At 73.4% G+C, this 23,808-nt stretch carries 26 protein-coding genes; 13 read left to right on the top strand and 13 right to left on the bottom strand.

Annotated features, from left to right (window positions below; translation table 11 throughout):
* Positions 1-96: 96 nt before the first annotated feature.
* Entirely contained in the window at positions 97-855 is a 759-nt protein-coding gene (locus ACQP1P_RS13460; protein WP_433086524.1) for a hypothetical protein, read from the top strand.
* Between the two features lie 73 nt (positions 856-928).
* On the opposite strand, the gene ACQP1P_RS13455 is transcribed toward ACQP1P_RS13460, so the two are convergent.
* From ACQP1P_RS13455 to ACQP1P_RS13445, 3 genes are all read right to left on the bottom strand, one after another.
* A complete protein-coding gene (locus tag ACQP1P_RS13455; protein WP_433086522.1) occupies positions 929-1,117 on the bottom strand; it encodes a hypothetical protein in 189 nt (62 codons plus the stop codon).
* A 121-nt stretch (positions 1,118-1,238) separates the two neighbouring features.
* Positions 1,239-1,391 carry a hypothetical protein gene (locus ACQP1P_RS13450; RefSeq protein WP_433086520.1) on the bottom strand — a complete coding sequence of 51 codons (153 nt, stop codon included), beginning with the start codon at positions 1,389-1,391 and terminating at the stop codon, positions 1,239-1,241.
* A complete protein-coding gene (locus ACQP1P_RS13445; protein WP_433086518.1) occupies positions 1,391-3,256 on the bottom strand; it encodes a M48 family metalloprotease in 1,866 nt (621 codons plus the stop codon). The genes ACQP1P_RS13450 and ACQP1P_RS13445 overlap by 1 nt, the downstream gene beginning before the upstream one ends.
* Before the next feature lie 228 nt (positions 3,257-3,484).
* Here ACQP1P_RS13445 and ACQP1P_RS13440 point away from each other — a divergent pair, with 228 nt between their 5' ends.
* A complete protein-coding gene (locus ACQP1P_RS13440; protein ID WP_433086516.1) occupies positions 3,485-4,213 on the top strand; it encodes an SIMPL domain-containing protein in 729 nt (242 codons plus the stop codon).
* Between the two features lie 6 nt (positions 4,214-4,219).
* On the opposite strand, the gene ACQP1P_RS13435 is transcribed toward ACQP1P_RS13440, so the two are convergent.
* Complete coding sequence (locus tag ACQP1P_RS13435; protein WP_433086514.1) at positions 4,220-4,648, bottom strand: nuclear transport factor 2 family protein; 429 nt, start codon at positions 4,646-4,648, stop codon at positions 4,220-4,222.
* An 87-nt stretch (positions 4,649-4,735) separates the two neighbouring features.
* On the opposite strand from ACQP1P_RS13435, the gene ACQP1P_RS13430 reads away from it, so the two are divergent.
* A complete protein-coding gene (locus ACQP1P_RS13430) occupies positions 4,736-5,107 on the top strand; it encodes a YciI family protein (protein ID WP_433086512.1) in 372 nt (123 codons plus the stop codon).
* Positions 5,095-6,300, top strand: coding sequence for an RNA polymerase sigma factor (locus ACQP1P_RS13425; RefSeq protein WP_433089992.1), 1,206 nt, complete (start codon positions 5,095-5,097; stop codon positions 6,298-6,300). Before ACQP1P_RS13430 ends, ACQP1P_RS13425 begins: the two co-directional genes overlap by 13 nt.
* Positions 6,301-6,337: 37 nt before the next feature.
* Here ACQP1P_RS13425 and ACQP1P_RS13420 read toward each other — a convergent pair whose 3' ends face one another.
* From ACQP1P_RS13420 to ACQP1P_RS13400, 5 genes are read right to left on the bottom strand one after another with little or no spacing between them, the layout of a single operon-like run.
* The gene (locus ACQP1P_RS13420) at positions 6,338-6,790 is read right to left on the bottom strand and encodes an AMP-binding protein (protein WP_433086510.1); all 453 of its coding nucleotides are present in this window, start codon (positions 6,788-6,790) and stop codon (positions 6,338-6,340) included.
* Positions 6,787-7,725 (bottom strand): LLM class F420-dependent oxidoreductase, encoded by a 939-nt coding sequence (locus tag ACQP1P_RS13415; protein WP_433086508.1) that lies wholly within the window; start codon positions 7,723-7,725, stop codon positions 6,787-6,789. Before ACQP1P_RS13415 ends, ACQP1P_RS13420 begins: the two co-directional genes overlap by 4 nt.
* Positions 7,722-8,117, bottom strand: coding sequence for a nuclear transport factor 2 family protein (locus ACQP1P_RS13410; RefSeq protein WP_433086506.1), 396 nt, complete (start codon positions 8,115-8,117; stop codon positions 7,722-7,724). Before ACQP1P_RS13410 ends, ACQP1P_RS13415 begins: the two co-directional genes overlap by 4 nt.
* Positions 8,114-9,790, bottom strand: a complete 1,677-nt coding sequence (locus ACQP1P_RS13405; protein ID WP_433086504.1) for a class I adenylate-forming enzyme family protein — start codon at positions 9,788-9,790, stop codon at positions 8,114-8,116. The genes ACQP1P_RS13410 and ACQP1P_RS13405 overlap by 4 nt, the downstream gene beginning before the upstream one ends.
* 17 nt (positions 9,791-9,807) lie before the next feature.
* Positions 9,808-10,740, bottom strand: coding sequence for an ABC transporter ATP-binding protein (locus ACQP1P_RS13400; protein ID WP_433086502.1), 933 nt, complete (start codon positions 10,738-10,740; stop codon positions 9,808-9,810).
* A 255-nt stretch (positions 10,741-10,995) separates the two neighbouring features.
* Here ACQP1P_RS13400 and ACQP1P_RS13395 point away from each other — a divergent pair, with 255 nt between their 5' ends.
* Genes ACQP1P_RS13395 through ACQP1P_RS13375 form a run of 5 tightly spaced genes read left to right on the top strand, consistent with a single transcriptional unit; the run spans position 10,996 to position 15,676 of the window.
* The gene (locus ACQP1P_RS13395) at positions 10,996-12,534 is read left to right on the top strand and encodes an AMP-binding protein (RefSeq protein WP_433086500.1); all 1,539 of its coding nucleotides are present in this window, start codon (positions 10,996-10,998) and stop codon (positions 12,532-12,534) included.
* A complete protein-coding gene (locus tag ACQP1P_RS13390; RefSeq protein WP_433086498.1) occupies positions 12,535-13,035 on the top strand; it encodes a nuclear transport factor 2 family protein in 501 nt (166 codons plus the stop codon).
* The gene (locus ACQP1P_RS13385) at positions 13,032-13,766 is read left to right on the top strand and encodes an SDR family oxidoreductase (RefSeq protein WP_433086496.1); all 735 of its coding nucleotides are present in this window, start codon (positions 13,032-13,034) and stop codon (positions 13,764-13,766) included. The genes ACQP1P_RS13390 and ACQP1P_RS13385 overlap by 4 nt, the downstream gene beginning before the upstream one ends.
* The gene (locus tag ACQP1P_RS13380) at positions 13,767-14,798 is read left to right on the top strand and encodes an NAD(P)H-dependent amine dehydrogenase family protein (RefSeq protein ID WP_433086494.1); all 1,032 of its coding nucleotides are present in this window, start codon (positions 13,767-13,769) and stop codon (positions 14,796-14,798) included.
* The gene (locus ACQP1P_RS13375) at positions 14,795-15,676 is read left to right on the top strand and encodes an AMP-binding protein (protein WP_433086492.1); all 882 of its coding nucleotides are present in this window, start codon (positions 14,795-14,797) and stop codon (positions 15,674-15,676) included. Before ACQP1P_RS13380 ends, ACQP1P_RS13375 begins: the two co-directional genes overlap by 4 nt.
* Positions 15,677-16,201: 525 nt before the next feature.
* Here the strand turns inward: ACQP1P_RS13375 and ACQP1P_RS13370 are convergent.
* Genes ACQP1P_RS13370 through ACQP1P_RS13355 form a run of 4 tightly spaced genes read right to left on the bottom strand, consistent with a single transcriptional unit; the run spans position 16,202 to position 20,154 of the window.
* The gene (locus tag ACQP1P_RS13370; protein WP_433086490.1) at positions 16,202-16,411 is read right to left on the bottom strand and encodes a hypothetical protein; all 210 of its coding nucleotides are present in this window, start codon (positions 16,409-16,411) and stop codon (positions 16,202-16,204) included.
* Positions 16,408-17,364 (bottom strand): winged helix-turn-helix transcriptional regulator, encoded by a 957-nt coding sequence (locus tag ACQP1P_RS13365; protein ID WP_433086488.1) that lies wholly within the window; start codon positions 17,362-17,364, stop codon positions 16,408-16,410. Before ACQP1P_RS13365 ends, ACQP1P_RS13370 begins: the two co-directional genes overlap by 4 nt.
* Entirely contained in the window at positions 17,361-18,884 is a 1,524-nt protein-coding gene (locus tag ACQP1P_RS13360; protein ID WP_433086486.1) for a carotenoid oxygenase family protein, read from the bottom strand. Before ACQP1P_RS13360 ends, ACQP1P_RS13365 begins: the two co-directional genes overlap by 4 nt.
* Positions 18,885-18,906: 22 nt before the next feature.
* On the bottom strand, positions 18,907-20,154 hold the full coding sequence (locus ACQP1P_RS13355) for an acetyl-CoA acetyltransferase (protein ID WP_433086484.1): 1,248 nt from the start codon (positions 20,152-20,154) through the stop codon (positions 18,907-18,909).
* A gap of 118 nt (positions 20,155-20,272) precedes the next feature.
* On the opposite strand from ACQP1P_RS13355, the gene ACQP1P_RS13350 reads away from it, so the two are divergent.
* The 4 genes from ACQP1P_RS13350 to ACQP1P_RS13335 all read left to right on the top strand — a co-directional run bounded on the left by ACQP1P_RS13350 (position 20,273) and on the right by ACQP1P_RS13335 (position 23,798).
* Complete coding sequence (locus ACQP1P_RS13350; RefSeq protein WP_433086482.1) at positions 20,273-21,472, top strand: acetyl-CoA C-acyltransferase; 1,200 nt, start codon at positions 20,273-20,275, stop codon at positions 21,470-21,472.
* 181 nt (positions 21,473-21,653) lie between these two features.
* Positions 21,654-22,526 carry an SDR family NAD(P)-dependent oxidoreductase gene (locus tag ACQP1P_RS13345; protein ID WP_433086480.1) on the top strand — a complete coding sequence of 291 codons (873 nt, stop codon included), beginning with the start codon at positions 21,654-21,656 and terminating at the stop codon, positions 22,524-22,526.
* Entirely contained in the window at positions 22,523-23,320 is a 798-nt protein-coding gene (locus ACQP1P_RS13340; RefSeq protein ID WP_433086478.1) for a DUF1295 domain-containing protein, read from the top strand. The genes ACQP1P_RS13345 and ACQP1P_RS13340 overlap by 4 nt, the downstream gene beginning before the upstream one ends.
* Positions 23,313-23,798 (top strand): acyl-CoA thioesterase domain-containing protein, encoded by a 486-nt coding sequence (locus ACQP1P_RS13335; RefSeq protein ID WP_433086476.1) that lies wholly within the window; start codon positions 23,313-23,315, stop codon positions 23,796-23,798. The genes ACQP1P_RS13340 and ACQP1P_RS13335 overlap by 8 nt, the downstream gene beginning before the upstream one ends.
* The last annotated feature ends 10 nt before the right edge of the window (positions 23,799-23,808 follow it).

Genomic DNA, 23,808 nt, shown 5'->3' with positions numbered 1-23,808 from the left:
ACGAAACGGTGTGGTTGCCGAAGTGGGGACGCGCCTCGTGAGGCCGTCGCACGCGTCCCCGGCCCCCGTTTGACGGCCGCGGCTACCTTCGGCGCGGTGAAACGGTTGTTCTCCCTCGTGCACGTCCGCACGCCGATCCTCGGCGCCCTCGGTTCCTGCCTGGTGATGGTTGTGGCGATCGGCGTGCAGTTCGTCGCCTGGGACAGCGATCCCGCGATGATCTGGGGCGCGGCGGTCGGTGTTCCGCTCGCCGCGCTGGCCGTCGTGCTGCCGGTCGTCGTATGGGCGTCGCAGCCCCGCCTGCACCTCGACGACCTCGACCGCATGCTGGCCGGCCAGGCACGGGCGCACTGGCGCTACGACGAGGCGGACTGGCGGGCCGCGAACGAGGCCGAGGCGCGCCGGGACCGCCGCAGCGCGCACGCCGCGGCATGGACCGCGCTCGTCATCGGTCTCGTGATCCTCGGCGCCGGTCTGCTGGGCGCACCGGGACTGGTCTTCGCCGGCGCGATGATCACCGCGATCTACCTCGTGCTCTTCGCCGTCGTCGCTGTGGCCGGCACCGGACCGGCCGCCCGCCGCGCCACGACGGGCGAGATCTTCGTCAGCCCGCTCGGCGTGTATCGGCGCCCGGGTGGCTACGTGATGCTGCTCGCGGTCGGGGTGGGGCTCGTGGCGGTCGAACTGGTCGAGGGGGACGTGCTCGTCATCCGGTTCATCGTGCAGGTGATGAACCGGTTCGGGACGCGTCGTCTGGAAACGGCCGCCGAGGTCGCCGTGCCGCGTGGGCGCGAGGCCGAGGCGAGGGCCCTCGTCGAGCGGTTCCGCACCGAAGTCCTCGCGGAGACCCGCTAGGCCGTTTCGCGCGCCTCGGGCGGAAGAATCCGGACAAGGATGCTGGCGGGTATAAATCCGATAAGACCATGTCTCATTTGGGGTGTTTCTTGAGTTTGCGGTAGCAGATGAGGGTGCAGGCGATGGTGGTGAACGCGGCGAAGTGTTCGGTGTGGCGGTCGTAGCGGCGGACAAGGCGCCGGTAGCGCATGAGCCAGGACATGGTGCGTTCGAAACCGCGGTGACGCCGAACATCGCCTCGGGCAGCTTCCACCACGAGCACCCAGCCTGGGTCAGATAGCAGATCGCGGCCAGGTTGAACATCATCCTTGAGCCGTTGTCAGCCCCAAATGAGACGCGGTCTTAGCGGGCCGGGCCGGGCCGGCGCCGTGGCTCGGTGCCGGTCAGACGAACTGGTACCAGTCGAGGTCCAGGACGTCCGCGGAGTGGCCGACCTTCGTCACCGCGGTGATCGAGGTCGTGCCGGCGGGCAGGCGAACTGCGCGGTCGCCTCCCAGTTGCTGTTGATGTAGGCGGCCGCGGCGTCGTCCGGGCATCAGGACTGCTTCTGCGAGGTGACCGTCACGTACGGGTTCAGGGCGGCGGCCAGCAGCTCGCGGTCGTTCTTGTCCAGCGACTCCCCGGTCCAGGTCTCGGCCAGCTCCAGGACGTCGCCGCTGTGCATGGTCAGGCGCACCTTGATCGGCACGTTCTTGAGGATCTCGGCGGAGCGGACGTCCTCGTAGGCCACGAACCGGTGCTGCCGGGCCAGCTGCGCGACCGGCGCCGAGCGCAGGATCTGCACGAGCCGCTGCTTGCCGTCGTCGGTGGACTTCGGGCCCGGCACGAGCAGCAGGCCGTTGGTCAGCAGCAGCACGTCGAAGTGCAGCTTGCCGGGCGCGTTCATGTTCGCGATGCCGCCGACGACCTCGGCCCCGTCCGCGGTGGCGACGGCCGAGAGCTGCCGGACCGCGGCCAGGTCGACGCCGAACTCGGCCAGCCGCCGGCGGGCCTCGGCCACCGTCTCCGGGGCGGTGGCGAGCCGGGAGATCTCCATCGTCGGCACCTCGGTGCCGTCGGGGCGGGCGAAGGTGGCGCCGCTGGTCCAGGAGTGCTTCCAGCGCCCCAGGCCCCCGGCGCGGGCGGCGAGCCCGATCGCGGAGTCGATCCGGTCGACGAGGATCTCGTGCTGCTCCCGCGGGTTGCCGTGCGGCTCGACGGCCCGGCCGAGGTCCCCCGCCCCGCCGCGCTCGAGGATCTGCAGCACCAGCGCGAGGTCGCCCTGCGGCGCGCCGCCCATCCGGGCCGCGGCACGGAACAGCGTGTCGACGTCGCGCTGCGCGCGGGCCGCGATGGCCGCGTCGGTGAGCTCGTCCCACGGCAGCAGCGTCTTGTCCTCGATGTTGAGCGCGGCCCGCTGGAGCCGCTGGGCGAGCGTGGCCGGGTCGGCGAGCAGCACCGCGGCGGGGCGATCGTCCGTGGCGACCCCGGGGTCGGGCATGGCCTGCATGGCGGTGATGCGGTCGGCGATCGGCGGGTGGGAGTCCCAGCGCGACTTCTCCTCCGGCGGGGCGGAGTCGCGCAGCTTGGCCAGCTCGCCGGAGCGCCCCTGCAGCAGCTGGGCGAATCCGCCGAAGACGTCGCGGGGGGCGAGCTTGGCGTCCCAGCCGATGGTGACGTACCGCCCGACGAAGAAGTTCCACGCGGCGTCCACGACCGCGAGGTCGCGCATCGAGCTCACGGCGGCCGCCCGGCCCGCGATCCGCACCGAGAACTCGTCGGCCTCGTACTCCATGCGCCGGCTCACCGCCTGCTCGACGAGGATGTAGAGCCGCGCGTAGGCGCGGAACACGAACCCGGCGAGGCTGCTCGGCCCGACCTGCGCGATGGTCTGCACGATCGCCATCCGACCCCGGTGGGCCAGGGCGCCGAGCCTGGTGTGGCTGCCGGAGTAGTGGCCGAGCTCGTGCGCGAGGACCGAGCGCAGCTGGGCGACGGTGAAGGCCTGCAGGAGCGGCAGGCCGACGTACATGATCCGGCGGCCCCCGGCCAGTCCGAGGAAGCGCGTCTGCTCGGCCACCGCGGCGTTGACGTCGGGGATGAGCCGGATCTCGTCGGGCGCCCGGGTGCCGACCTGGTGCGCGAGCTCGTGCGCGGTGTCCCAGAGCCCGCGCGCCTCGTGCGGCGCGAGCGGCAGCCCCTCGGGCTCGCCGGGCTTGGCGGTCAGGATCTTCCAGAACGCGACCACGAGCCCGGCCGCGACCGCGATGGTGAGGAACGCGAGCTTGCCGGCGGCGGCGCCGGGGTGCTCGGTCCACAGCCAGACGGTGGCCCAGCCCAGCCCGCCGATGAGCGCGACGGCCAGCAGGTAGAACCCGGCGAGCAGCACCACGGAGATGGCGGCCCGGATCGTTGTCTTCATCGTTTTCGTCCCCCGTACGTGTGAACGGCTCACATTATGCGGAGTTCGGGGGCCGCTTGTCTGTCCTGATTCGCGGGCCAATTCGGCAGGTATCGGTGAGCGTTGCCGACCGTCACCGTCGCCTGGACGGCGTGGTCCGGGCGGCGCCGAGCGCCGGTTTCGCCGATCGTCCGGCGGGGCACGACACCGTCCGCTTCAATAGGGGGCAAAACGACCCAAAGGTGGATAATGTCCCGATCACGTGCCAGTGCGCCGGTGCTCGTCGCGCTGACGAGCCTCGTTGTGCTCTCCTCGTCGCTGTTCGGCGGGCGGCCGGCATCTGCCGCGCAGGCCGCGGACAGCGTGCTGGTCACCGGTACCGGCGAGGTCTCCGGTGAGCCCGACACGCTCACCGCCGATCTTGCCGTCGAGACCAGCGCGTCCGCGGTCGGCGAAGCCATGGACCGCGCGAACACCGCGGCCACCCGGATGCGCGACGCGCTGGTGCGTGCCGGGCTGACGAGGGCCGACCTGCAGACGTCGAACGTCACCGTCGGCTCGCAGCGCGGCAACGACGACGGCGCGATCACCGGCTACACCGTCAGCCAGGGGATCACCGCGACCATCCGGGACCTGCCGCGGGCCGGGACCGTCATCTCCGGGGCCATCGCGGCGGGCGGGGACGCCGCACGGCTCAACGGCGTGTGGTACGCCATCGAGGACGACACGGCGCTGCTCGCCGAGGCGCGCAGGCAGGCCTTCGCCGACGCCCGGGCGAAGGCCGACCTGTATGCCCGGGCGGCCGGCCGGCCCCTGGGCCGGGTCGTCCGGGTGAGCGAGGTGCCGGCCGGCGACGTGATGCCGGGCGGCCGGGACTACCGGGCCGGGGCGGGCGCACCGATGCCGATCGAACCGGGGCGGCAGCGGCTGGCCGTGACCGTCACGGTGGAATGGGCCCTCCAACCGGCATCGGCGTGAGCCCGCTCAGTCGGACGGGGTCAGCCCCACCGAGGCGCGCAGCGAGCCGTCCATCTCGAACGGTACCGACTCGTGCTCGTGCGTCACGAGCCAGCGCCCGTCGATGCGACGCAGTCCCAGCGTCACCCGGAACCACAGGCTGAAGCCTTCGGCCGAGCCGCGCGGCACCGCGGACAGGCGGTCGAGGCTGGTCGCGAACGCCACGTCGCCGTCCGCGGTGATCTCCAGCCGGGTGACCTCGCGGCGCGGCGGCGCCTCGAAGGTGGCCATCCACGACTCCAGCGGGGCCGGGTCCCGGCCGTCGCCGGGCTGGCGCAGCGGCGGGGCGAGCGTGTACTCCACGTAGCTGGGCGCGTAGTACGCCATGATCGCCCTGGCGTCGCCGGTCTCCAGCAGCGCGGCCTTACCTTCGATGACGTCCCGGATCTCATCCATGACAACTCCTGCCTTTCACTTGTTGCCGGGATGTCGAAACCGGCGGCCCCGGTTTCGACATCCCCGCAGGAGCGAAGGAGAGCAACCATGAAGTACGTCATCCTGATCCAGTCGAACCCGCAGTCCCTGGCGGTCTGGGAGACGCTGAGCGAGCAGCAGCGCACCGACTTCGGCCTCGGGCACCTGCGGCTCACCGAGGAGATGCGCGAGGCCGGGGTGCTGGTGGTCAGCGAGGGGCTCGGCGACCCGGCCCTGGCCACCCAGGTCTCGGTGCGCGACGGCCGGACGATCACCTCCGACGGCCCGTACGCCGAGTCCAAGGAGCACCTGGCCGGCTTCTACCTCATCGACGTCGCCGACCTCGACGAGGCGGTCGCCTGGGCCGCGAAGGCGCCGGACGCCGCGTACACCCGGGTCGAGGTGCGCCCGGTGCTCGACATGAGCGCCTGGGACCTGTGACCGCGCTGCCGGACCTGCTGCGCGAGTGCGCGCCGCGGGTCCTGGTCGCCGTGGTGCGCCGCTACGGCGACTTCGAAGCCTGTGAGGACGCGGTACAGGAGGCGCTGATCGCGGCCGCCGTGCAGTGGCCGCAGACCGGGGTCCCGCGGCACCCGCAGCACTGGCTGATCACCGTCGCGGGCCGCCGGCGGGTGGAACTGCTGCGCAACGAGACGGCCCGGCGGCGCCGCGAGGAGACGGTCGGCTACGAGCCCGCGCCGCAGGTGCGCGGGGACGACGAGCTGGCGTTGCTCCTGCTCTGCTGCCATCCCGCGCTCACCGTGCCGGCGCAGGTCACGCTCACGCTGCGCGCGGTCGGCGGGCTGAGCACCGCGGAGATCGCCCGGGCCCTGCTGCTGCCCGAGGCCACCGTCGGCCAGCGGATCAGCCGGGCCAAGCAGCGCATCCGCGACACCGGCGCCCGGTTCGAGATGCCCGCGCCGGACGCGCTCGGCGAGCGTCTCACCGCGGTCCGCCACGTGCTGTACCTGATCTTCAACGAGGGGTACACGGCCAGCTCCGGCGACGCCCTGAACCGGGTGGAGCTGACCGGGGAGGCGATCCGGCTCACCCGGCAGCTGCACCGGCTGCTGCCCGGCGACGGCGAGGTGGCCGGGCTGCTGGCGCTGATGCTGCTCACCGACGCGCGCCGGCCCGCGCGAACCCTTCCCGACGGCGGCCTGGTCCCGCTCACCGAGCAGGACCGCAGCCGCTGGGAGGCGGCCGCGATCGCCGAGGGCACCGAGCTCATCACCCATGCGCTGCGGCACGCCCCGATCGGTCCGTTCCAGCTCCAGGCCGCGATCGCGGCGGTGCACGACGAGGCGGCGCGCGCCGAGGACACGGACTGGCCGCAGATCCTCGCGCTGTACGGGATGCTGCAGGCGCTCGCCCCCGGCCCGATGGTCACCCTCAACCACGTCGTGGCGCGGGCCATGGTCGACGGCCCGCGGGCCGGGCTCGCCGCGCTGGACCGGGCCGCGGGGGACCCGCTGCTGGCCCGGCACCACCGCACCGCCGCGGTGCGGGCGCACCTGCTGGAGCTGGCCGGCGACCGGGCCGCGGCACGGGAACAGTACCGGCTGGCGGCGCGGCTCACGCTCAGCCGGCCCGAGCAGCGCTACCTGGAGTCGCGGGCCGCGCGGCGGCCCTGAACGGCGTACAGCTCCCGCAGGCGGGGCTTGGGGACCTTCAGGGCGGCGCGGTGCCGCTCGTGTAGCCGATCGTGTAGCCGATGATCGCCGGTGCCGCCGGCGGGACCAGGCGCGGGCCGACGGGCGCGGCGTCGAAGACCGGCTCCAGGACCACGGGCGCGGTGACCGACCGGCCGTAGGCGACGAAGGCGGCCGCCCCGGCGTCGTCCACGATGGACCGCACCTCGGGCAGCGCCAGGCGGTCGTTGACGTGGACCGCCGGGTAGCCGCCCAGCAGGCAGCCGAGGTAGCACTCCAGGGCCTCGATGCGGTTGTCCATCATCAACGCGACCCGGTCGCCGGCGCGCAGGCCGTGCGCGGTGAGGGCGCCGGCGAACCGGGCCGCGTTGTCGAACAGGTCGCCGTACGTGCGCTCGGTGCCCCCGGCCCGCACGGCGACCCGGCCGGGAATCCGCCGCGCGACGCTGAGCAGCAGCATGCCCGGGGTCACAGGAGCTCCCGCGCGGCGGCCAGGGTCGCGGCCCCGGCCGGGTCCGCGTCGGTGGACGACGGCACCAGCACGACGTCGTCGACGCCGTTGGCGTGGTACTGCGCGACCCGCCTCGCCGCGTCGGCGGGCGTGCCCACCACGCCGATCGCCTCGACCAGCTCGGTGGGGATCGCGGCCAGCAGGTCCCGCGGGTGCGGGCCGGTGCGGGCGAAGCGGACCACGTCGCCGAAGCCGGCGCGGACGAACATCTCCGCGTAGCCGGGCGCGGCCAGGTAGCCGACCACGCCCCTTCGCAGCTGCTCGTACGCGGCCGCGAGGTCGGTGCCGATCGCGGCCGGCGCCCAGGCGGCCACCCGCGGGCGGGGACCGCCCGCGGCCGCGGCGAGCTGGGTGACGAGGTCGCCGGCGGTGGGCGGGTCGAGCAGGTTCAGCACCATCCGGTCCGCGTGCCGGGCCGCGGTGGCGACCGCGCGCGGGCCGAAGGCGGCGACGACGAGCTCGCCGGGGACCGGGGGCAGGCGCAGACGGTAGCCCCCCACCCGCTCCCCGGCGAGGAGCGCCCTGACGGCCCGGGCGGACTCGTCGAGCGCCCGCGCGGAGCCGGCCCGGGAGCGGCCGTGCCACTGCTCGACGACCACGGGGCTGGAGGTGCCCAGCGCGACCGAGACCGCGCGGCCGGTCAGCGCCGCGACCGAGGCCGCGCCCATCGCCACCATCATCGGGTCGCGCACGGCGACCGCGAACGGGCCGAGCACCAGGCGGGTCGCGGCCGGCAGCAGCGGCCCGGCGGCGCTCGCGAGCGCGAACGCGTCGTAGGTGGCCATCTCGCCGATCCACACGGCCGGGAAGCCGTGCTCGCCGGCGAGCCGGGCGGTGTCCAGCGCCTCGGCCGCCGGGCGGTCCTGCCACAGGCCGAGGGAGATCTCGATGCTCACGAGTGGCTGAAATCCGCCGGGAGCCCCATGCCGCGCATCATGGAGGCGCGGTCGTAGTACTCCAGCCACTCCGTCACCAGCCCGGACGAGCCGATGCGCAGGATCCCCACGACCGGCAGCTCCACGTGGTGCCCGTTGCTGTCGAAGTCGTCGACGCGCTCGATGAAGACGCGGCCGTCGATGACGCCCATCGCCTTCACCCGCAGCTCGATGCGCTCCAGCCCGGCGGTCAGCGAGCGGATGCGGGTCTCGATGCCGGGCCGGCCGACGATCGGGTCCTGCATCACGCTGTGCAGCACGCCGTCCTCGGCGAACAGGGCCACGACGCGGTCCCAGTCCATCCGGTTCCAGGCGTCGATCATGTCACGCGCGACGTCCAGGGGGGCGGTCACGCGCTCACCTCCTCACGCAGCTGTCGTTTGAGCACCTTGCCGACCGGGTTGCGGGGCAGTGCCGGGCGCACGTCGAGTCGTTCGGGCAGTTTGTACGAGGCGATCCGCTTGTCCTGCAGGAACCGCACGAGCCCGGGCAGGTCGAGCTCCTGGCCGTCGCGGAGCACCACGACGGCGCAGACCCGCTCGCCGAGCACCTCGTCGGGGTAGCCGACCACGGCCACGTCGGCCACGGCGGGGTGCTCGGCGATGAGCCCCTCCAGCTCGGCCGGGGCGATGTTCATGCCGCCCCGGATCACGAGGTCCTTGGCCCGGTCGACGTACTCCAGGAACTGCCCGTCCTCCCCCGCGATGACGAACACGTCGCCGGTGCGCAGGTACCCGTCCTCGTCGAACGGGCTGGGGAGGCGCTCGCCGTGCAGGTACCCCGCGAACACCGTGGGGCCCTTGAGCCGCAGCTCGCCGGGGACCCCGGGCTCGGTGACCTCCTCGCCGGTCGCCGGGTCGACGAGCCGGACGCTGGTCCACTCGGTGACCCGGGAGCTCCAGGTGTAGCCGGGCACGCCGTAGCGCGGGAAGAACCGGGCGCGCTGCTCCGGGTCGGGCACGTCGTGCGGGTCGGTGAGCAGCGAGATGCCCTCGTTCGACCCGAAGAAGTTGATGATCCCGATGTCGTAGCGCTCCTGCCAGCCGCGGACCATCGGCGGCTGCAGCGGCACCGAGCCGGACCCGATCTGCTTGAGGCTTCCCAGGTCGGCGGCGGCCAGCAGCTCGGTGCGCTGCAGCAGCAGGGTGAGCAGGGCCGGCGGGGCGACGGTGTAGGTGACCCGCTCGGTGGTGATCTGCCCGAGGAACGTCGGCAGGTCGAACGGGTGGTGCTGCACCAGGACGCAGCCGACCCGCAGCCAGGGCAGGAACATGCCGTTGATACCGGCCATGTTCACCATCGGGAACGGGTTGAGCAGCACGTCGTCCTCGGTGAGGCGGGGCGCCTCGACGGTGGCCCAGCAGATCGCGAGCCAGTCGTAGTGGCAGCGCGGGACGCCCTTCGGGGTGCTCTCCGTGCCCGACGTCCAGCAGATCGTCACGCACTCGTTCGGGTCGGCCTCGTACACGCCCACTGTGGACACGTCGGCGGCGGCCATCAGCGCGTCGGCCGGCAGCACGCCGTCGGGGAGGTCCTCGCCGTGGGACAGGACCGGCCCGGCGATCCCGTAGCCGGCGACCTCGGCCGCGTGGGCCCGCTCGCCGATGCGCGAGGACGTCAGGAAGAACTTGACCGACGCCAGTTCCGCCATCGACGTGATCTCGTGCGAGCGGAACTGGACGGGGAACGGCGTGACGATGAGACCGATCCGCCAGGCGGCCAGGTAGGCGACGACGAGCTCCACGGTGTTGGGGAGCTGGACCGCGAGGACGTCGCCCGGCCGCGCGCCCAGGGACAGCAGCACCGCGGCCAGGCGGTCGGTCTGCGCGTCCAGCTCGGCCCAGGTGAGGCGGCGCGGCTCGGAGCCGACGAGCGCGGCCTTGTTGGCCGGGTCGACGACGGCGAGCCGGTCGGGCTGCCGGGCGACCTGCGCCCGCAGCAGTGCGTCCATGGTGTCCTGCGACCACCAGCCGCGCGCGGTGTACTCCGCGACGCGCCCGGGTGGGTGCAGTTGTCGTCCCGGCATGCCCGAACCCCCTTCGACTATTTGGTGATGTACTTGCCGGAGATGTCGATGACGTCGCCGAACGGCTTGAACGCCACCCCGGTCGCGTCCCACTGGAACGGGCGGAACGCGAGGATGCCCAGCGGCGCCGACGGGGCCATCCGCCACTTGATCCCGTCGATGAACATCGGCGGCCGGTACTCCTGCGTGCGCGCCGCCTCCATGATGCCCGCGTGCGACAGCTTCGAGGGAGAGGCCGCGGCCTTCTCGAGGTAGGCGCGGCGGACGGCGTCGTTGTCGCGGAACTCGGCGGCGGGGCCCTGTCCGGCGACGCGGCCGACCTCCAGCAGATAGGCGCGGCCCGCGAGGTCGAGGGCGAGCTCGGCGTTCTGCTCCACGAGCAGCAGCGCGGTGCCGTCCTCGTCGTTGATCCGCCGCAGCACGGCGAACAGCTCGGCGACGATCTTCGGGGCGAGGCCCAGGCTGATCTCGTCGCACAGCAGCAGCTTCGGGCGGCTCATGAGCGCGCGGGCGACGGCGAGCATCTGCTGCTCGCCGCCGGACAGCGTGCCCGCGATCTGCTTCGCCCTCGCCCTCAGCACCGGAAAGACCTCGTACCAGTACTCGATGTCGGCGGCGATGCCGTCCCGGTCCTTGCCGCGCACCGCGGCCCCGACGCGCAGGTTCTCGTGGACGAAGAGCGCGAGGTTCTGGAACGTCCGCGCGATGCCGTGCCGCACGATGCGGTGCCGCGGCACGGCCAGCAGGTCCCGCGCACCGAAGCGCACGGTGCCCGAGTCCGGCCGGTAGATGCGCGTGATGCAGTTGAACAGGGTCGTCTTGCCGGCGCCGTTGGGGCCGATGAGGCCGCAGATCTCTCCGGGGGCGACGGTCAGGCTGATGCCGTCGAGGGCGGTGACGCCGCCGAAACGAATCCGGACGTCGCGCACGTCCAACGCGGCAACCGACACCGGCCAGGCACCTCCACTCCGAGGGACCACCGCTTACTTCAATTGACAGTGCTACTCGTGTTACTACAACAGTCGGAGTGACCCGTCAATGGGCGGCCGAGATCGCTCCACATCGTTGCAGGTCACGATGCTCACCTTGGCGCCGGACAACCATCCGGAAACGGTTCAGAAATATTTCGACCACCGGCCCCCTGTGCAAGTCACTCTCCTAGTTGTAGCGTGTGGACACTGTACGGGTTCGTTTGGAGGTCAACGATGTTCTCCATCGCCGAGGTCGTGCGCGACGCCGCGAGGCAGCACCCCGACGCCCCGGCCGTCGCCGGACAGGGCCGTGCCGCCACCTTCCGCGACATCGACCGCCGCTCCAGCCGGGTGGCCGCCGGACTCGTCGCCGCCGGTGTGCGCCGCGGCGACCGGGTCGCCTACGCGGGCCTCAACCGGACCGACGTGCTGGACATCGTCGCCGGGATCGCCAAGGCCGGCGCCGTGCCCGTCCCGCTGAACTTCCGCCTCGCCGGCCCCGAGCTCACCGCGGTGCTGGCCGACTCCGGCGCGGTGCTGCTGTTCGCCGAGCCCGCCCAGGCCGAGCTCGTCCGGGACACCGGCATCCGGACCCTGGTGCTCGACGGCGACGATCTCGACGGCGACTACGAGGCCTGGCTGGACGCGCAGCCGGAACAGGACCCGGGCGTCGTCACCGGCCCGGAGGACCTCGCCGTGCTGCTGTACTCCTCCGGCACGACCGGCCTGCCCAAGGGTGTCATGATCCGCAACCGCAACCTGCACTCGATGCTGGACGTGGCCCGGCGCCGGTGGCGGCTCGACCCGGGCGACGCCTCGCTGAACGTCTCGCCCTACTTCCACGTCCTCGGCTTCGCCTGGGCCGTGCACAGCCTGCGCCAGGGCGCGGTCCTGGCGCAGGTGCGCGACGCCGCCCCGCAGGCCCTGCTCGGCATGATCGCCGGCGAGCGGGTGCGGGTGGCGGTGCTCGTGCCCGTGCTCATCGACGTGGTGCTGCGCAGCCCCGGGCTCGACGAGGCCGACCTGAGCAGCCTGCGCCTGATCCTGTACGGCTCCGCCCCCATCTCCGCCCAGGTGCTCGTCGAGGCCACCAAGCGCCTCGGCGCCGCCATGGAGCAGTCCTACGGCCTCACCGAGGTCTCCGGCGGCGCCACGTTCCTGAGCCCCGAGGACCACGAGAGGGCCCGCGACGAGCCCGGCCTGCTGCGCTCCTGCGGCCGCCCCGACCCGAGCAGCGAGCTGCGCGTCGTGGCCCCCGGCACGCTGGAGGACGTGCCCGCGGGCGAGCCCGGCGAGGTGCTCATCCGCTCGGCGCAGGTGATGGCCGGCTACTGGCAGCGGCCCGACGAGACGGCCTGGACGCTGCCCGGCGACGGCTGGATGCGCACGGGCGACGTGGGCCGGCTCGACGCCGAGGGGTACCTCTACCTGGTCGACCGGGCCAAGGACATGATCGTGTCCGGGGGCGAGAACGTGTACCCGGCGGAGGTCGAGCGCGCGCTGCAGGCCCACGACGAGGTCGCCGAGGTCGCGGTCGTCAGCGCACCGTCGGCCCGGTGGGGCGAGTCCCCGGTCGCCGTCGTCGTGCGCGAGCCCGGCAGCGAGCTCACCGAGGCGGCGCTCATCGGCTGGGTCCGCGACCGCCTCGCCCACTACAAGTGCCCGGTCGCGGTCCACTTCGTGGAAGCGCTACCGCGCAACGCATCCGGAAAGGTCCTGCGGCGCGTGCTGCGCGAGCCGCTGTGGGAAGGCCACGAACGAAGGGTCGGCTGAGTGTCGCTTCAAGACTTGCTGGACAAGCAGGAGATCTCCGAGATCCTCACGCGCTACATGCGGGCCGTCGACCGCGGCGACCTCGACGCCCTGCGCGCCTGCTACCTGCCGGGCGCCGTGGAGGAGCACGGCGGGGTCTACTCCGGGCCCGCGGACGCGTACGTCGACAGCATCGAGCGCACGCTGACGCACCCGAGGTCCATCACCACCCATGTGGTCTCCAACGTGCTCATCGAGCTCGCCGGCGACCGCGCCGAGGTCGAGTGCTACGTGACCGCGTTCGCCCGGGTGAAGCCCGGCGACACGCTCACCGTGGCGCGGATGCTCGACGTGTTCGAGCGGGTCGGCGGCCGCTGGGGCATCCGGCACCGGCGCCTGGTGTGGGAGTGGAACCACGACATGGACCGTACGGAAGGCTGGATCTTCGGCATGCTCGCCGCCGACCCGTCGGCGCTGCACCGCGGCGCCAAGTTCCCGAACGACCCGGTGTACGCGTCATGAGCGAGGTCGTCGCGCTCGTGACGGGCGCCAACCGCGGCATCGGCCAGGCGTTCGTCGAGGAGCTGCTGGAGCAGGGCGCCCGCGTCTACGCCGGCAGCCGCGACCCGGACGCGGTCACGACCCCCGGCGCCGTCCCGGTCGAGCTGGACGTCACCGACCCGGCGCAGGTCGCCGCGGCCGCGACCCGCTGCGGCGACGTGAACCTGCTGGTCAACAACGCCGGGCTGTTCACCAACCAGCGGCTGGTGCTGACCGCCGACCCCGACGCCGCCCGGCGCGAGATGGAGATCAACTACTTCGGCACCCTCGCCATGACGCGCGCGTTCGCGCCGGTGCTCGGGGCCAACGGCGGCGGCCAGATCATCAACGTGCTCTCCGTGGCGGCGATCGTGCCGACGGCGTTCATGGGCGGGTACTCCCCCGCCAAGGCCGCCGCCCTGTTCCTCTCCGGCATCACGCGCGCCGAGCTGGAGCCGCAGGGCACGAAGGTCACCGCGCTCATCGTCGGCTCGGTCGCCACCCGCATGTCGGAGCACGTCGACGGCCACAAGGAGGACCCGCGCGACATCGCCAGGGCCGGCCTCAAGGCGGCGGCGAAGGGCGAGCTGACCGCCGACACCGACTGGATGGCCGTCGACGCCCGGGCCCGGCTGGCCCGCGACCCGGTCCGCTACGAGCGCGGCCTCGGGCGCCTGATCCACAAGGCCGTCCTGCGGACCGGGCGCGACTAGATGGCCACCCGCGTCATCCAGTGGGCGACCGGCGCCATCGGCAGGACCACCCTGCGGGCGATCCTGGACTCGCCGGATCTCGAGCTCGCCGGGCTGTACGTGTACGGCGAGCGCAAGGCCGGCCGCGACGCCGGTGACATCGCCCGCCGCCCGCCCACCGGGGTCGCCGCGACCCGTGACATCGAGCGGATCCTGACACTCGACGCCGACGTCGTCATCCACACGCCGCGCCTGCGCCTCGACTACGGCGAGCACGACGAGGACATCTGCCGCCTGCTGCGCTCGGGCAAGAACGTCATCACCACCGCGGGGCACCACCACCCCGAGCCCGGGCGCCGGGCGAGGTTCGAGCGGGCGTGCGCGGAGGGCGGCACCACGCTCTTCGGCGTCGGCATCAGCCCGGGCGTCATCGGCGAGCGGCTCGCGCTGGCGCTGAGCGGGGTCGCGGTGCGCCTCGACCGGATCGAGATCGACGAGGTGCTCGACGCGAGCGCCATGCCCGACCCGGACTTCGTCTTCAACGTCATGGGCATGGGCGGCGACCCCGCGGCCGTCGACCTCACCGGCGGCACCCTGCCGGTGCTCTTCGGCGAGTTGTACGCCGAGACCCTGCGCTTCATGGGCGACGCGATGGGGGTGCGGTACGACCGGATCGAGCCCGACCACCACCTCGAGACGGCCGCCGAGGATCTGACGGTCGCGGCCGGCGTCATCCGCCGGGGCACCGTGGTGGCGACCGAGTGGCGCTGGCACGGCATCGTGGCCGGCGAGCGGTTCGTGACGCTCGCGATCATCTGGACCATGGACCCGGCCCGGCCCCGCTACGCCGGGCGCGACCACTGGACGATCCACCTCCACGGCAAGCCCGAGGTCGTCATGACGCTGAACCTCATCGAGCCGGACGAGCCGGGCGTGCGCACGACCGCGGCCCAGTACGTGACGGCGGGCCCGGTCATCCGCGCCATCCCGCTCGTGCTGGCCGCCCCGCCCGGCATCCTGGACTTCTCGGTCTTCGGGGCCTGGTCGCGGTGAGGGCGATCTTCGCGCGCCACGCCGACGGGTCCAGAGTGGACAGTGTCGCCGACATCATCCGCCGCCGGGCGGCCGCGACCCCGGCGCTGACCGCCGTCATCGAGCCGCATCGCACCACGACGTTCGGCGCCCTGGACGAGCGTTCGAACCGGGTGGCGCAGGCCCTGATCGCGGCCGGGGTCGCGCCCGGCGACCGGGTGGCCTACATCGGCGCGAACGCCCCGGAGTTCCTGGAGGTCCTCTACGGCGCGACGAAGGCCGGCGCGATCGCCACGGCCGTCAACAACCGCCTGGCCCCGCCGGAGATCGCGGCGATCCTGGCCGACGCCGCCCCCGCCGTGCTGATCACCGACTCCGACGTGCCGGCGGCGGTGCGGACGGTCCGCACGGGCGAGCCGTACGAGGCGTGGCTGTCCACAGTGGAGGCCGTCGACCCGGGCGTCCCCGTGGGCCCGGACGACACCGCGGTCCTCTTCTACACCTCGGGCACGACGGGCCGGCCGAAGGGCATCATGCTCAGCGGCGACAACCTGGGCCAGGCGCTGGCCACCATGCACTACGACATGGAGCTGACCACCACGTCGGTGGCGATGGCCCCGATCCCCTACTTCCACAGTGCCCGGTCGCCGTCCACGTGGTGGACGCCCTGCCGCGCAACGCCTCGGGCAAGCTGCTCAAGCACGCCCTGCGCGCCACCTACGCCGGCTGAGCGGCGTCAGCGGTACCGGATGCGGACGCCGAGCAGGCTCTCGTCGCGCAGGGCGGCGCCCCGTGAGGAGCGCCGCAACGTCACCGTCCACCGCGGGAACTCGGCCGCCGGGTGGAAGCGGACGGTCCGGCCGCCCAGGTCGATCGTGTCGGCCGCGGCCGCGTCGTAGCCCAGGATCCGCGACCACTGCCGCACGGTGGCCTCGGGGTCGTGGGCCGGCACGTCGACGGCCACCACGTCGTCGATGCGGGCGAGCGGCGAGGGCTCCACGCCCATCCCGTCCCAGAGCCACGCGTCGCGGTCCTCGATACCGTCCAGCTCCAGCAGCAGCCCCACGTCGGCCGGGTGGAACTGCACGATCGGGTGGCCCATCACGAGCTGGTCGGCGACGACCCGCACGCCCAGGGACAGGGCGCGGTCGCGCGCCGCCAGGGGGTCGTTGTGCTGGACCGACAGGGCGTAGCCGCCGGGGCCGCGCCTGGCCAGCCAGCGCGCGATCGACACGTCCGGGGTCAGCGGGCCGACCAGCTCCAGGTAGGCGCCGCCGGCCAGGGCCATCGTGTCGTCGGACATGCCGATCGCGGCCAGTTCCGGGTCGGCGAAGCCCGCCCCCAGGCCGTAGTGCTCGCGCAGGAGGCGGGCGTCGGCGGTGATGTCGTTCGTGGCCAGCACGACCTGGCGCAGCAGTGCCCGGTCAGTCATTGCGGTGTTCCTCGCGGGAGCAGAGGATCAGGTCGTCGACCGGGCCGGTCGCGACCACCACGGCGATCGCCCGGCGGACCGCGAACGCCGAGGACCGCCGCCACAGCTCGGCGTAGGTGACGGTGACGTCGTCGCCCGTGATGGCCGTTTTGTCCGGAAACTTGGCGGCACTCGCCTCGATGAGCGAGCGCACGGCGCTCATGACGTGCGTTCGATGGAGACGTCGCTGCCCCCGCGCAGGGGCTCGCGGCACTGGTCGCACGCCAGCCGCGGGGTGAAGATGCGCCGGCACTCGTTGTGCCGGTAGACCAGCGCCCGCCCCTCGGGGGCCTTGAACCACCGGTGCCCCCAGTCCAGGGTGCACATGACGACCGGGAAGAAGGCGCGGCCCTTGGCGGTGAGGTGGTAGCTGAGCCAGTCGGCGCGCTCGGTGCCGGGCGCCGGGTCGAGCACGCCGAGGTCGCAGAACGTGCGCAGCCGGTCGGCGACCATCGTCGGCGGGGCGCCGAGGCGCTGCTCGAAGTCCTTGAACCGGTGCGCGCCCAGGAACGCGGCGCCGAGCAGGGCCGAGGACCAGCGGTTGCCGATGAGGGCCATGGTCTGCGGGAACAGGCCGGGGCTGGCGCCGCCGCCGGCGAAGGAGCGGCGGCGGGTGGTGGCCGCGGGCACGCTGCGCTCCCAGGTGCCGCTCGGGCCGAAGCCGCCGGTGACGTCGCGGGGCTCGACCGGCTTGCCGCAGGCGGCGCACATGAGCAGCGGCTGGAACGGCTGCCCGCACCGGCTGTGGCGCATGACCGGCAGCCGCTCCTCGTGCTGCGGCACCCAGCGGGCCTCCCAGGCCCAGATGGCCAGCAGGATCGGCCAGGTGTCGCGGCCGCGCTTGGTCAGCCGGTACTCGAACCGGGGCGGCCGCTGCTGGTAGGCGACCTTCTCCAGGATGCCGACCTCGGCCAGCCGGGAGAGCCGGTTGGTCAGCACCGAGTTGGAGATCGGGAGCCGTTGCAGATAGTCGCTGTAGCGCCGCACCCCCGCGGTCGCGTACCGCAGGATGAGCAGCGTCCACTCGTCGCCGATGAGCCCGAGGGCGTGCGCGACCGCGTTCTGCCCGCCCGCCTCCAGCTGCGTGGGCGCGTCCCCGGGATGTTCCACGCTCACGCAGGGCCCATCCGCAGCGCGGCGGCCATCGTGTCGGCGGTGCCCCAGCCGGGGATCGAGGAGCCGGCGGCCCAGGTGGCGTGGGTGCCGCTGGAGACGCGCTCGGGCAGGGCGACGCGCGCGACCGGGCCGTCGGCGACCCGCCGCGCGTCGAACACCAGGCACTCGGAGGCGTCGCGGTTCATGTCGGTGACGATCGTGATCAGGTAGCCGTCGTCCTCGGCGGTGGAGCCCACGCGGGGCGCCATCGCGGTCTCGCTGCCGAAGACGCCCTCGCCGAACTTGTAGGCCTCGTCGCGCCCGGAGACCAGGTCGTGCTTGACGACGCCGTCGAAGAGGAACCAGCCCTCGACGCCGGTGGCGGCGTACGCGTACCGGTTGGGCCGTCCCGCGTGCCGCCCGTTGATCATGCCGAACTCGGTGACCGTGTCGCGCAGCCGCTCCTCGCGCACCTGGCCGGTGACCAGGTTGAGCCGCCACCGGTGCAGGTGCGACTGCATCCGGTCGAGCGCGAGGAAGCGGAACATGCGCTGATAGTAGGAGCCGTCGCCGCGGTCCTGCGGCTCCGGGTCGTCCTGGAAGAAGCCGTCGAGGACGATCTCGTCGCCCTCCTCGTAGGCGTTGACCCAGTGCAGCACGTAGGTCGGGTCCGCCTCGAACCAGCGGACCTCCTGCGAGCCGCCCCGGCGCGGCACGACCCCGATCCGCAGCGGCAGCTCGGGGTGGAAGCGGGCGGCGTGGACGCCCTGGCGCAGCAGCTCCGGCTCCCAGAACAGCGGGCAGTCGTTGAGGATCGCGTAGTGCTCGGTGTAGGCCATGTCGTGCGGCAGGCGCGGACCGGGCAGCGGCACGTCGATGTAGTGCACGAGGTGGTTGGCCGCGTCGACGACGCCGTAGTGCAGATACGGCGCCTCCTTGCCGTAGTTGAAGAACAGCAGCTCGCCGGTGTGCTCGTCGCTCTTGGGATGGGCCGAGACGCCCCACTGCGACGGGAACCGCCCGCCCCACGTGGACTTGCCGAGCGTGTCGAGGGTGAGCGGGTCGAGGCGGTACAGGTCGCCGCACTGGTAGAAGCTCGACAGGGCCACCCCGGCGTGCACGACGATGTCGGTGCTGGAGGAGTCCTTGAGCCCGCCGCGGGCGCCCCAGCCCTCGCGCAGGCTCTTCGCCGGGGGCTCGGCGAGGCCGGCCCACAGCGGCTCCTTGGTCTCCTGCTCGGCGAGGAAGCCGTCGGTGCGCACGAAGCGGTTGCGGTAGAACGCCGTGCCGCCGCGGAAGCCGACCACGTGGATCATGCCGTCGCCGTCGAACGGGTGATACCTGCCCGCGATCGCGGGGTGCACCGGGTTCTCGGTGTTGCGCAGGTAGACGCCGTCGAGGTCGGCCGGGATCTCCCCGGTCACGGTGAGGTCGTCGGCGCGCCACTCGCTGGTCTGCGGCCGCCACGGCCCGGTGCGGTAGGGGTGGTCGTCGTCCTCCGGCAGCGTGGACAGGGCGTGACCGACGAGCTCGACGTCCATGGCAGGGCTCCTCCTCCGGAGGCTATTCGGCGGTGCCGGCCGCGCCGACCACGAGGCTGACCGTCGTGGTGGTGCTGCCGCCGATGTTGAGGGTGGCGAAGGTGCGCGCGCCGGGCACCTGGTAGGCGCCGGCCTGGCCGGTCACCTGCCGGTAGGCGTCGGCGAGCATGCGCACGCCGGTGGCCCCGACCGGGTGGCCGCCGCCGATGAGGCCGCCGCCGGGGTTCATCGGGATCCGGCCGCCGATGGCGAGGTCGCCGGACTCGACCGCCTTCCAGCTCTCGCCGGGCGCGGTGATGCCGAAGTGGTCGATCGCCGCGTACTGCGACATCGTGAAGCAGTCGTGCGTTTCGATCCCGTCGAGGTCCTCGACGCCGCCGATGCCGGCCCGCCCGAACGCGTCGAGCACCGCGCGGCGCACGTGGGGCAGCACGTACGGCTGGTCGGCGCTGTGCCGCAGCTTCTGCTCCAGCGCCAGCCCGACGGTCGCGTGCCCCCAGCCGAGGATCCGGGCGAGCGGGCGCCGGGCGAGGTCCGGGTGGGCCGCGAGGTAGCGGTCGGAGACGAGCACCACGCCCGCGGCCCCGTCGGTGACCTGGCTGCAGTCGATGCGCCGCAGCCGCCCCTCGACCGGCGGGTTGGCCGTGTCGTCGTCGGTGAAGCTCGCGTCGGTGAAGGTCCAGCCGCGGGTCTGCGCGTTGGGGTTGGCCCGGGCGTTGTCGAAGGCGAGCCGGCCGATCGCGCGCAGGTGGGCGTCGTCGAGGCCGTAGCGCTTGTCGTACTCGTCGGCGAGGGCGCTGAACATGTACGGCCACATGAACGTGGCCTGCTGCCCCTCGTGGCCGACCCAGGCGGCGGCGCCGAGGTTGCGGGCGGCCTGGTCGCCGGGGACGGTGCGCTCGAGCTCGGCGCCGAGCACCAGGGCGACGTCGTAGCGGCCGGACTCGAGATCGGCCATCGCGGCGAGCACCGCGACGCCGCCGGAGGCGCACGCGGCCTCGTGCCGGGCGGCGGGGATGCCCCAGAGCCGCTCGTCGACGGTGGCCGGCATGCCGCCGAGCTGCCCCTGGCCGGTGAAGAGCTGGCCGAAGGCGTTGCCGACGTGGATCACCCCGATGTCGGCCGGGTCGATGCCGGAGGCCTCGATCGTCCCGGTCGTCACCTCCGCGAAGAGCTCCGCGAAGCCGTGCCCGGCCCGGGCCCAGTTGCGGGCGAAGTCGGTCTGGAAGCCACCTGCGACCCACGTGTCCGGCCGTGCCGTCAAGGCCATGAGACACCTCCCATTCGAGCTTCCTTACTATAACAAGCAGAGTCGCTCGTCAACGTCCAGCCGCCCTGACCTGAGTGATCTATTGCCAAGGGACCGCTTTGAGACTACACCTAACAGAGTGACCTCACGCGACGTGTACGTCTTGGAGTACCTGCGCACGGCGCGCGGCAAGGGCTCGGCCAAGGGCTCCCTGCACCACCTGAGCCCGACCGAGCTCGTCGTGCGCCTCCAGCACGCGCTCGTCGAGCGCACCGGGCTCGACCCGGCCCGCATCGACGACGTGACCCTCGGCCTCGCGAGCCAGAACGGCGAGCAGGGCGCGAACCTTCCCCGCACCGCGGCGCTGCTGGCCGGCTGGGGCGACCACGTGCCCGGGGTCAGCCTGAACCGGTTCTGCGCCTCCGGCATCGACGCCGTCGCGCAGACCGCCGCCCGGGTCCGCGCCGACGACCTCGACCTCGCCGTGGCCGGCGGGGTGGAGAGCGTCTCGCGGGTGTCGATGTTCTCCGACGAGGGCCCGCTGTGGAGCGATCCCGACACCATCCGCCGGGTCGGGTCGGTGCACATGGGCATCGCCGCCGACCTCAACGCGACGCTGGACGGATGGCAGCGCGAGGAGCTCGACGCCTACGGCCTGGAGACCCAGACGAAGGCCGCGGCCGCCTGGGACGCCGGGTTCTACGAGCGGGCCGTCGTCCCGGTCGACGGCTTCGCCCGCGACGAGCTCGTCCGGCCCGCCACCACGCTCGAGGGCCTGGCCGCCCTGCCGCCCGCCTTCGCCGAGCTGGGCGCGTCCGGCCAGGACGCCATCGCGCTCGCCGCGCACCCCGAGGCCGGGGCGATCGAGCACCGGCACACCGTCGGCACCTCCCCCGCCATCGCCGACGCCGCCGCCCTGGTGCTGCTCGGCACCGAAGCGGCCGCGGCCGCCAACGGCCTGCGGCCGCGGGCGCGAGTAATCGCGGCGGCGACGTGCGGCACCGATCCCGTCATCATGCTCACCGCCGGGCAGCAGGCCGTCGAGAAGGTCATCGCCCGGGCCGGGCTCACGCCGGACGCCATCGACGTGTTCGAGTTCGCGGAGGCGTTCTCGGCGCTGTGCCTGCGGTTCCGCCGGGACCTCGGCGCCGGGCCCGAGCGCATGAACCCCAACGGCGGCACGATCGCGATGGGGCACGCGTTCGGCGCGACCGGCGCGATCCTGCTCGGCCAGTGCGTCGAGGAGCTGCACGCCCGGGGCGGACGCTACGGCGTCGCCGCGGTCTCCGGGGCCGCGGGCCTCGGGGTCGCCGTGCTCGTCGAGCGGGTGGCGGCATGAGCGGTCCGCAGCGCAGCGGAGGGGCCGCTCATCATGCACACAGTGTCCTCGTGCCGGCACCGGAGCTTGCGGAGGTGACGGCATGAGCGATCCGCAGCGAAGCGGAGGTGACGGCATGAGCGGTCCGCAGCGAAGCGGAGGTGACGGCATGAGCGGTCCGCAGCGAAGCGGCGGTGACGGCATGAGCCTTCTGCAGGGCCGGGCCGGCATCGTGACCGGCGGCGGCAAGGGCCTCGGCCGCGCCTTCGCCCTGCACCTGGCCTCCCTCGGGGCCGCGGTCGTGGTCAACAACCGCAACCGCCAGGTCGACTCGGCCGGCTCGGTCGTCGCCGAGATCACCGCGGCCGGCGGGCGCGCCGTCGCCGACTACAGCGACGTCGCCGACCCGCACGCCGGGGAGGACCTCGTCGCGCGGGCCCTGTCCGCCTTCGGCCGGCTCGACTTCTGCGTCACGAGCGCCGCGGTGAGCGCGCCGGCGATGTTCCACAAGACGTCGGTCGAGGCCTTCGCCGCCGTGCAGACCGTCAACGTGCTCGGCACCGCGGGCGTGGCCGCCGCGGCCGCCCGGCACCTGCGCGGCGCGGGCGGCGGGCGGATCGTGCTCGTGGCCAGCACCGCGGGGCTGCACGGGGAGCCGACCGTCTCGGCGTACGCGGCCAGCAAGGGCGCGGTCATCGCGCTCGGGCGGACCATCGCCGCCGAGGGGGCGTCGCGCGGGGTGTTCACCAACGTGCTGCTGCCCTACGCGACGACCCAGATGACCGACGCCGGGATGGCCGGGCGGTTCCGCGACGCGATGACGGCGGCCTCGGTCGCGCCGGTGGTCGCCGCGCTCGTCGACCCGGCGGGGACCCTCAACGGCGAGGTGATCGTGGCCGCGAACGGCTCGCTGCGCGCGACGAGCGCCGTGGAGTGGGGCACCGTGCGCGTGCCGGCCGCCCTGGACGCCGCGGGGCTGGCCGGGCTGCTGGACTCCAGCCGGGCCGGCGAGCCGCACGAGTACCGCACCGCCCAGGACGCCTTCGCCGACTTCGCCGAGGAGACGCTGCCGTGACCTTCAGCGCGTTGCTGATCAACCTCGGCGCGACCGTCGTCGCCGTGGCGCTCGTGATGGCCGTGACGATGGCGTACGCGCTGCGGCGCCGGGAGCAGAGCATCGTGGACACGGTGTGGGGGCTCGGCTTCGTCGTGGTGGCCGTGGTCTCCTTCGCGCTCTCCGCCGGGCACGGCGACCCGGTGCAGCGCTGGGTGACCCTCGCGCTCACGGCGGTCTGGGGCGTGCGGCTCGGCGTCTACATCTTCGCGCGCAACCGGGGCAAGGGCGAGGATCCGCGGTACGCGGCCCTGCTGCGGCGCAACCAGGGCGGGCTGGTGCCGTACGTCATCCGGACCATCTACTGGCCGCAGGGCGCCATCATGTGGGTCGTCTCCCTGCCGGTCCAGGCGGCCATGTACGTCGCCGAGCCGGTCCCGGCGCTGCTGTGGGCCGGGGTGGTGGTGTGGGCGATCGGCTTCGCGTTCGAGGCGGTCGGCGACGCGCAGCTGGCCCGGTTCAAGCGCGACCCCGCCAACGCCGGCCGGTTGATGGACCGGGGCCTGTGGGCGTGGACGCGGCACCCGAACTACTTCGGCGACTCCGTGGTGTGGGCGGGCCTGTTCCTGCTCGCGTGCTCGCACTGGGCCGGGCTGCCGACGGTGATCGGCCCGGCGCTGATGACGCACATGCTCGTGAACAAGAGCGGCAAGGCGCTGCTGGAGCGGCGGATGAGCCGGTCGCGGGGGCCGCAGTTCGCCGAGTACGCGGCCCGCACCTCCGGCTTCTTCCCGCGCCCGCCCCGCCGTGCATGACGTCGGCGATCTGCTGGACGTGCTCGACCTGCGGCAGATCGGCGCGTCCGTGTTCGAGGGGCGCAACGGCGCGCTCGACCTGCCCCGTGTCTTCGGCGGCCAGCTCGTCGCGCAGGCCCTGGTCGCCGCCGCGCGGACCGTCGCGCCGCCGCTGGTGCCGCAGTCGCTGCACGCCACGTTCCTGCGCCCGGGCCGCTCCGGGCTCGCGAACCGGTTCGAGGTCGCGCACCGGTCGTCGCCGCGCACGACGGTGTTCAGGTCGGCCAGCGCCCGCGGGGTGTTGAGGTCGTCGCAGACGGCGTCGTCGAGCCGGTCCAGGGCCGCCCGCCCGGCGTCCGTGGTCATCGCGGCCCGGGCCGCCGCCAGTGTCGGCAGATCCGGCAGCGGGCGCAGGGCCTGGGCGCGGCCGGCGAGGCGGCGCAGGGTGCTGGAGGCGGCGCGCACGGCCGCGTCCGTCAGCTCCAGCTGGCTGCGGTAGGTGGCGGTGA

This window comes from Dactylosporangium sp. CA-052675, assembly GCF_050947935.1.
GTDB lineage: Bacteria > Actinomycetota > Actinomycetes > Mycobacteriales > Micromonosporaceae > Dactylosporangium.
Note: the sequence above shows the minus strand (reverse complement) of the source record. Positions and strands in the feature narration are given on the sequence as shown.

Bases quoted from the DNA above. Each gene is read 5' to 3' on its own strand.
- ACQP1P_RS13360 (WP_433086486.1), bottom strand. From the start codon at position 18,884: ATGGACGTCGAGCTCGTCGGTCACGCCCTGTCCACGCTGCCGGAGGAC.
- ACQP1P_RS13435 (WP_433086514.1), bottom strand. From the start codon at position 4,648: ATGGATGAGATCCGGGACGTCATCGAAGGTAAGGCCGCGCTGCTGGAG.
- ACQP1P_RS13355 (WP_433086484.1), bottom strand. From the start codon at position 20,154: ATGGCCTTGACGGCACGGCCGGACACGTGGGTCGCAGGTGGCTTCCAG.
- ACQP1P_RS13345 (WP_433086480.1), top strand. From the start codon at position 21,654: ATGAGCCTTCTGCAGGGCCGGGCCGGCATCGTGACCGGCGGCGGCAAG.
- ACQP1P_RS13445 (WP_433086518.1), bottom strand. From the start codon at position 3,256: ATGAAGACAACGATCCGGGCCGCCATCTCCGTGGTGCTGCTCGCCGGG.
- ACQP1P_RS13385 (WP_433086496.1), top strand. From the start codon at position 13,032: ATGAGCGAGGTCGTCGCGCTCGTGACGGGCGCCAACCGCGGCATCGGC.
- ACQP1P_RS13430 (WP_433086512.1), top strand. From the start codon at position 4,736: ATGAAGTACGTCATCCTGATCCAGTCGAACCCGCAGTCCCTGGCGGTC.
- ACQP1P_RS13405 (WP_433086504.1), bottom strand. From the start codon at position 9,790: ATGCCGGGACGACAACTGCACCCACCCGGGCGCGTCGCGGAGTACACC.
- ACQP1P_RS13450 (WP_433086520.1), bottom strand. From the start codon at position 1,391: ATGCCCGGACGACGCCGCGGCCGCCTACATCAACAGCAACTGGGAGGC.
- ACQP1P_RS13370 (WP_433086490.1), bottom strand. From the start codon at position 16,411: ATGAGCGCCGTGCGCTCGCTCATCGAGGCGAGTGCCGCCAAGTTTCCG.
- ACQP1P_RS13440 (WP_433086516.1), top strand. From the start codon at position 3,485: ATGTCCCGATCACGTGCCAGTGCGCCGGTGCTCGTCGCGCTGACGAGC.
- ACQP1P_RS13395 (WP_433086500.1), top strand. From the start codon at position 10,996: ATGTTCTCCATCGCCGAGGTCGTGCGCGACGCCGCGAGGCAGCACCCC.
- ACQP1P_RS13380 (WP_433086494.1), top strand. From the start codon at position 13,767: ATGGCCACCCGCGTCATCCAGTGGGCGACCGGCGCCATCGGCAGGACC.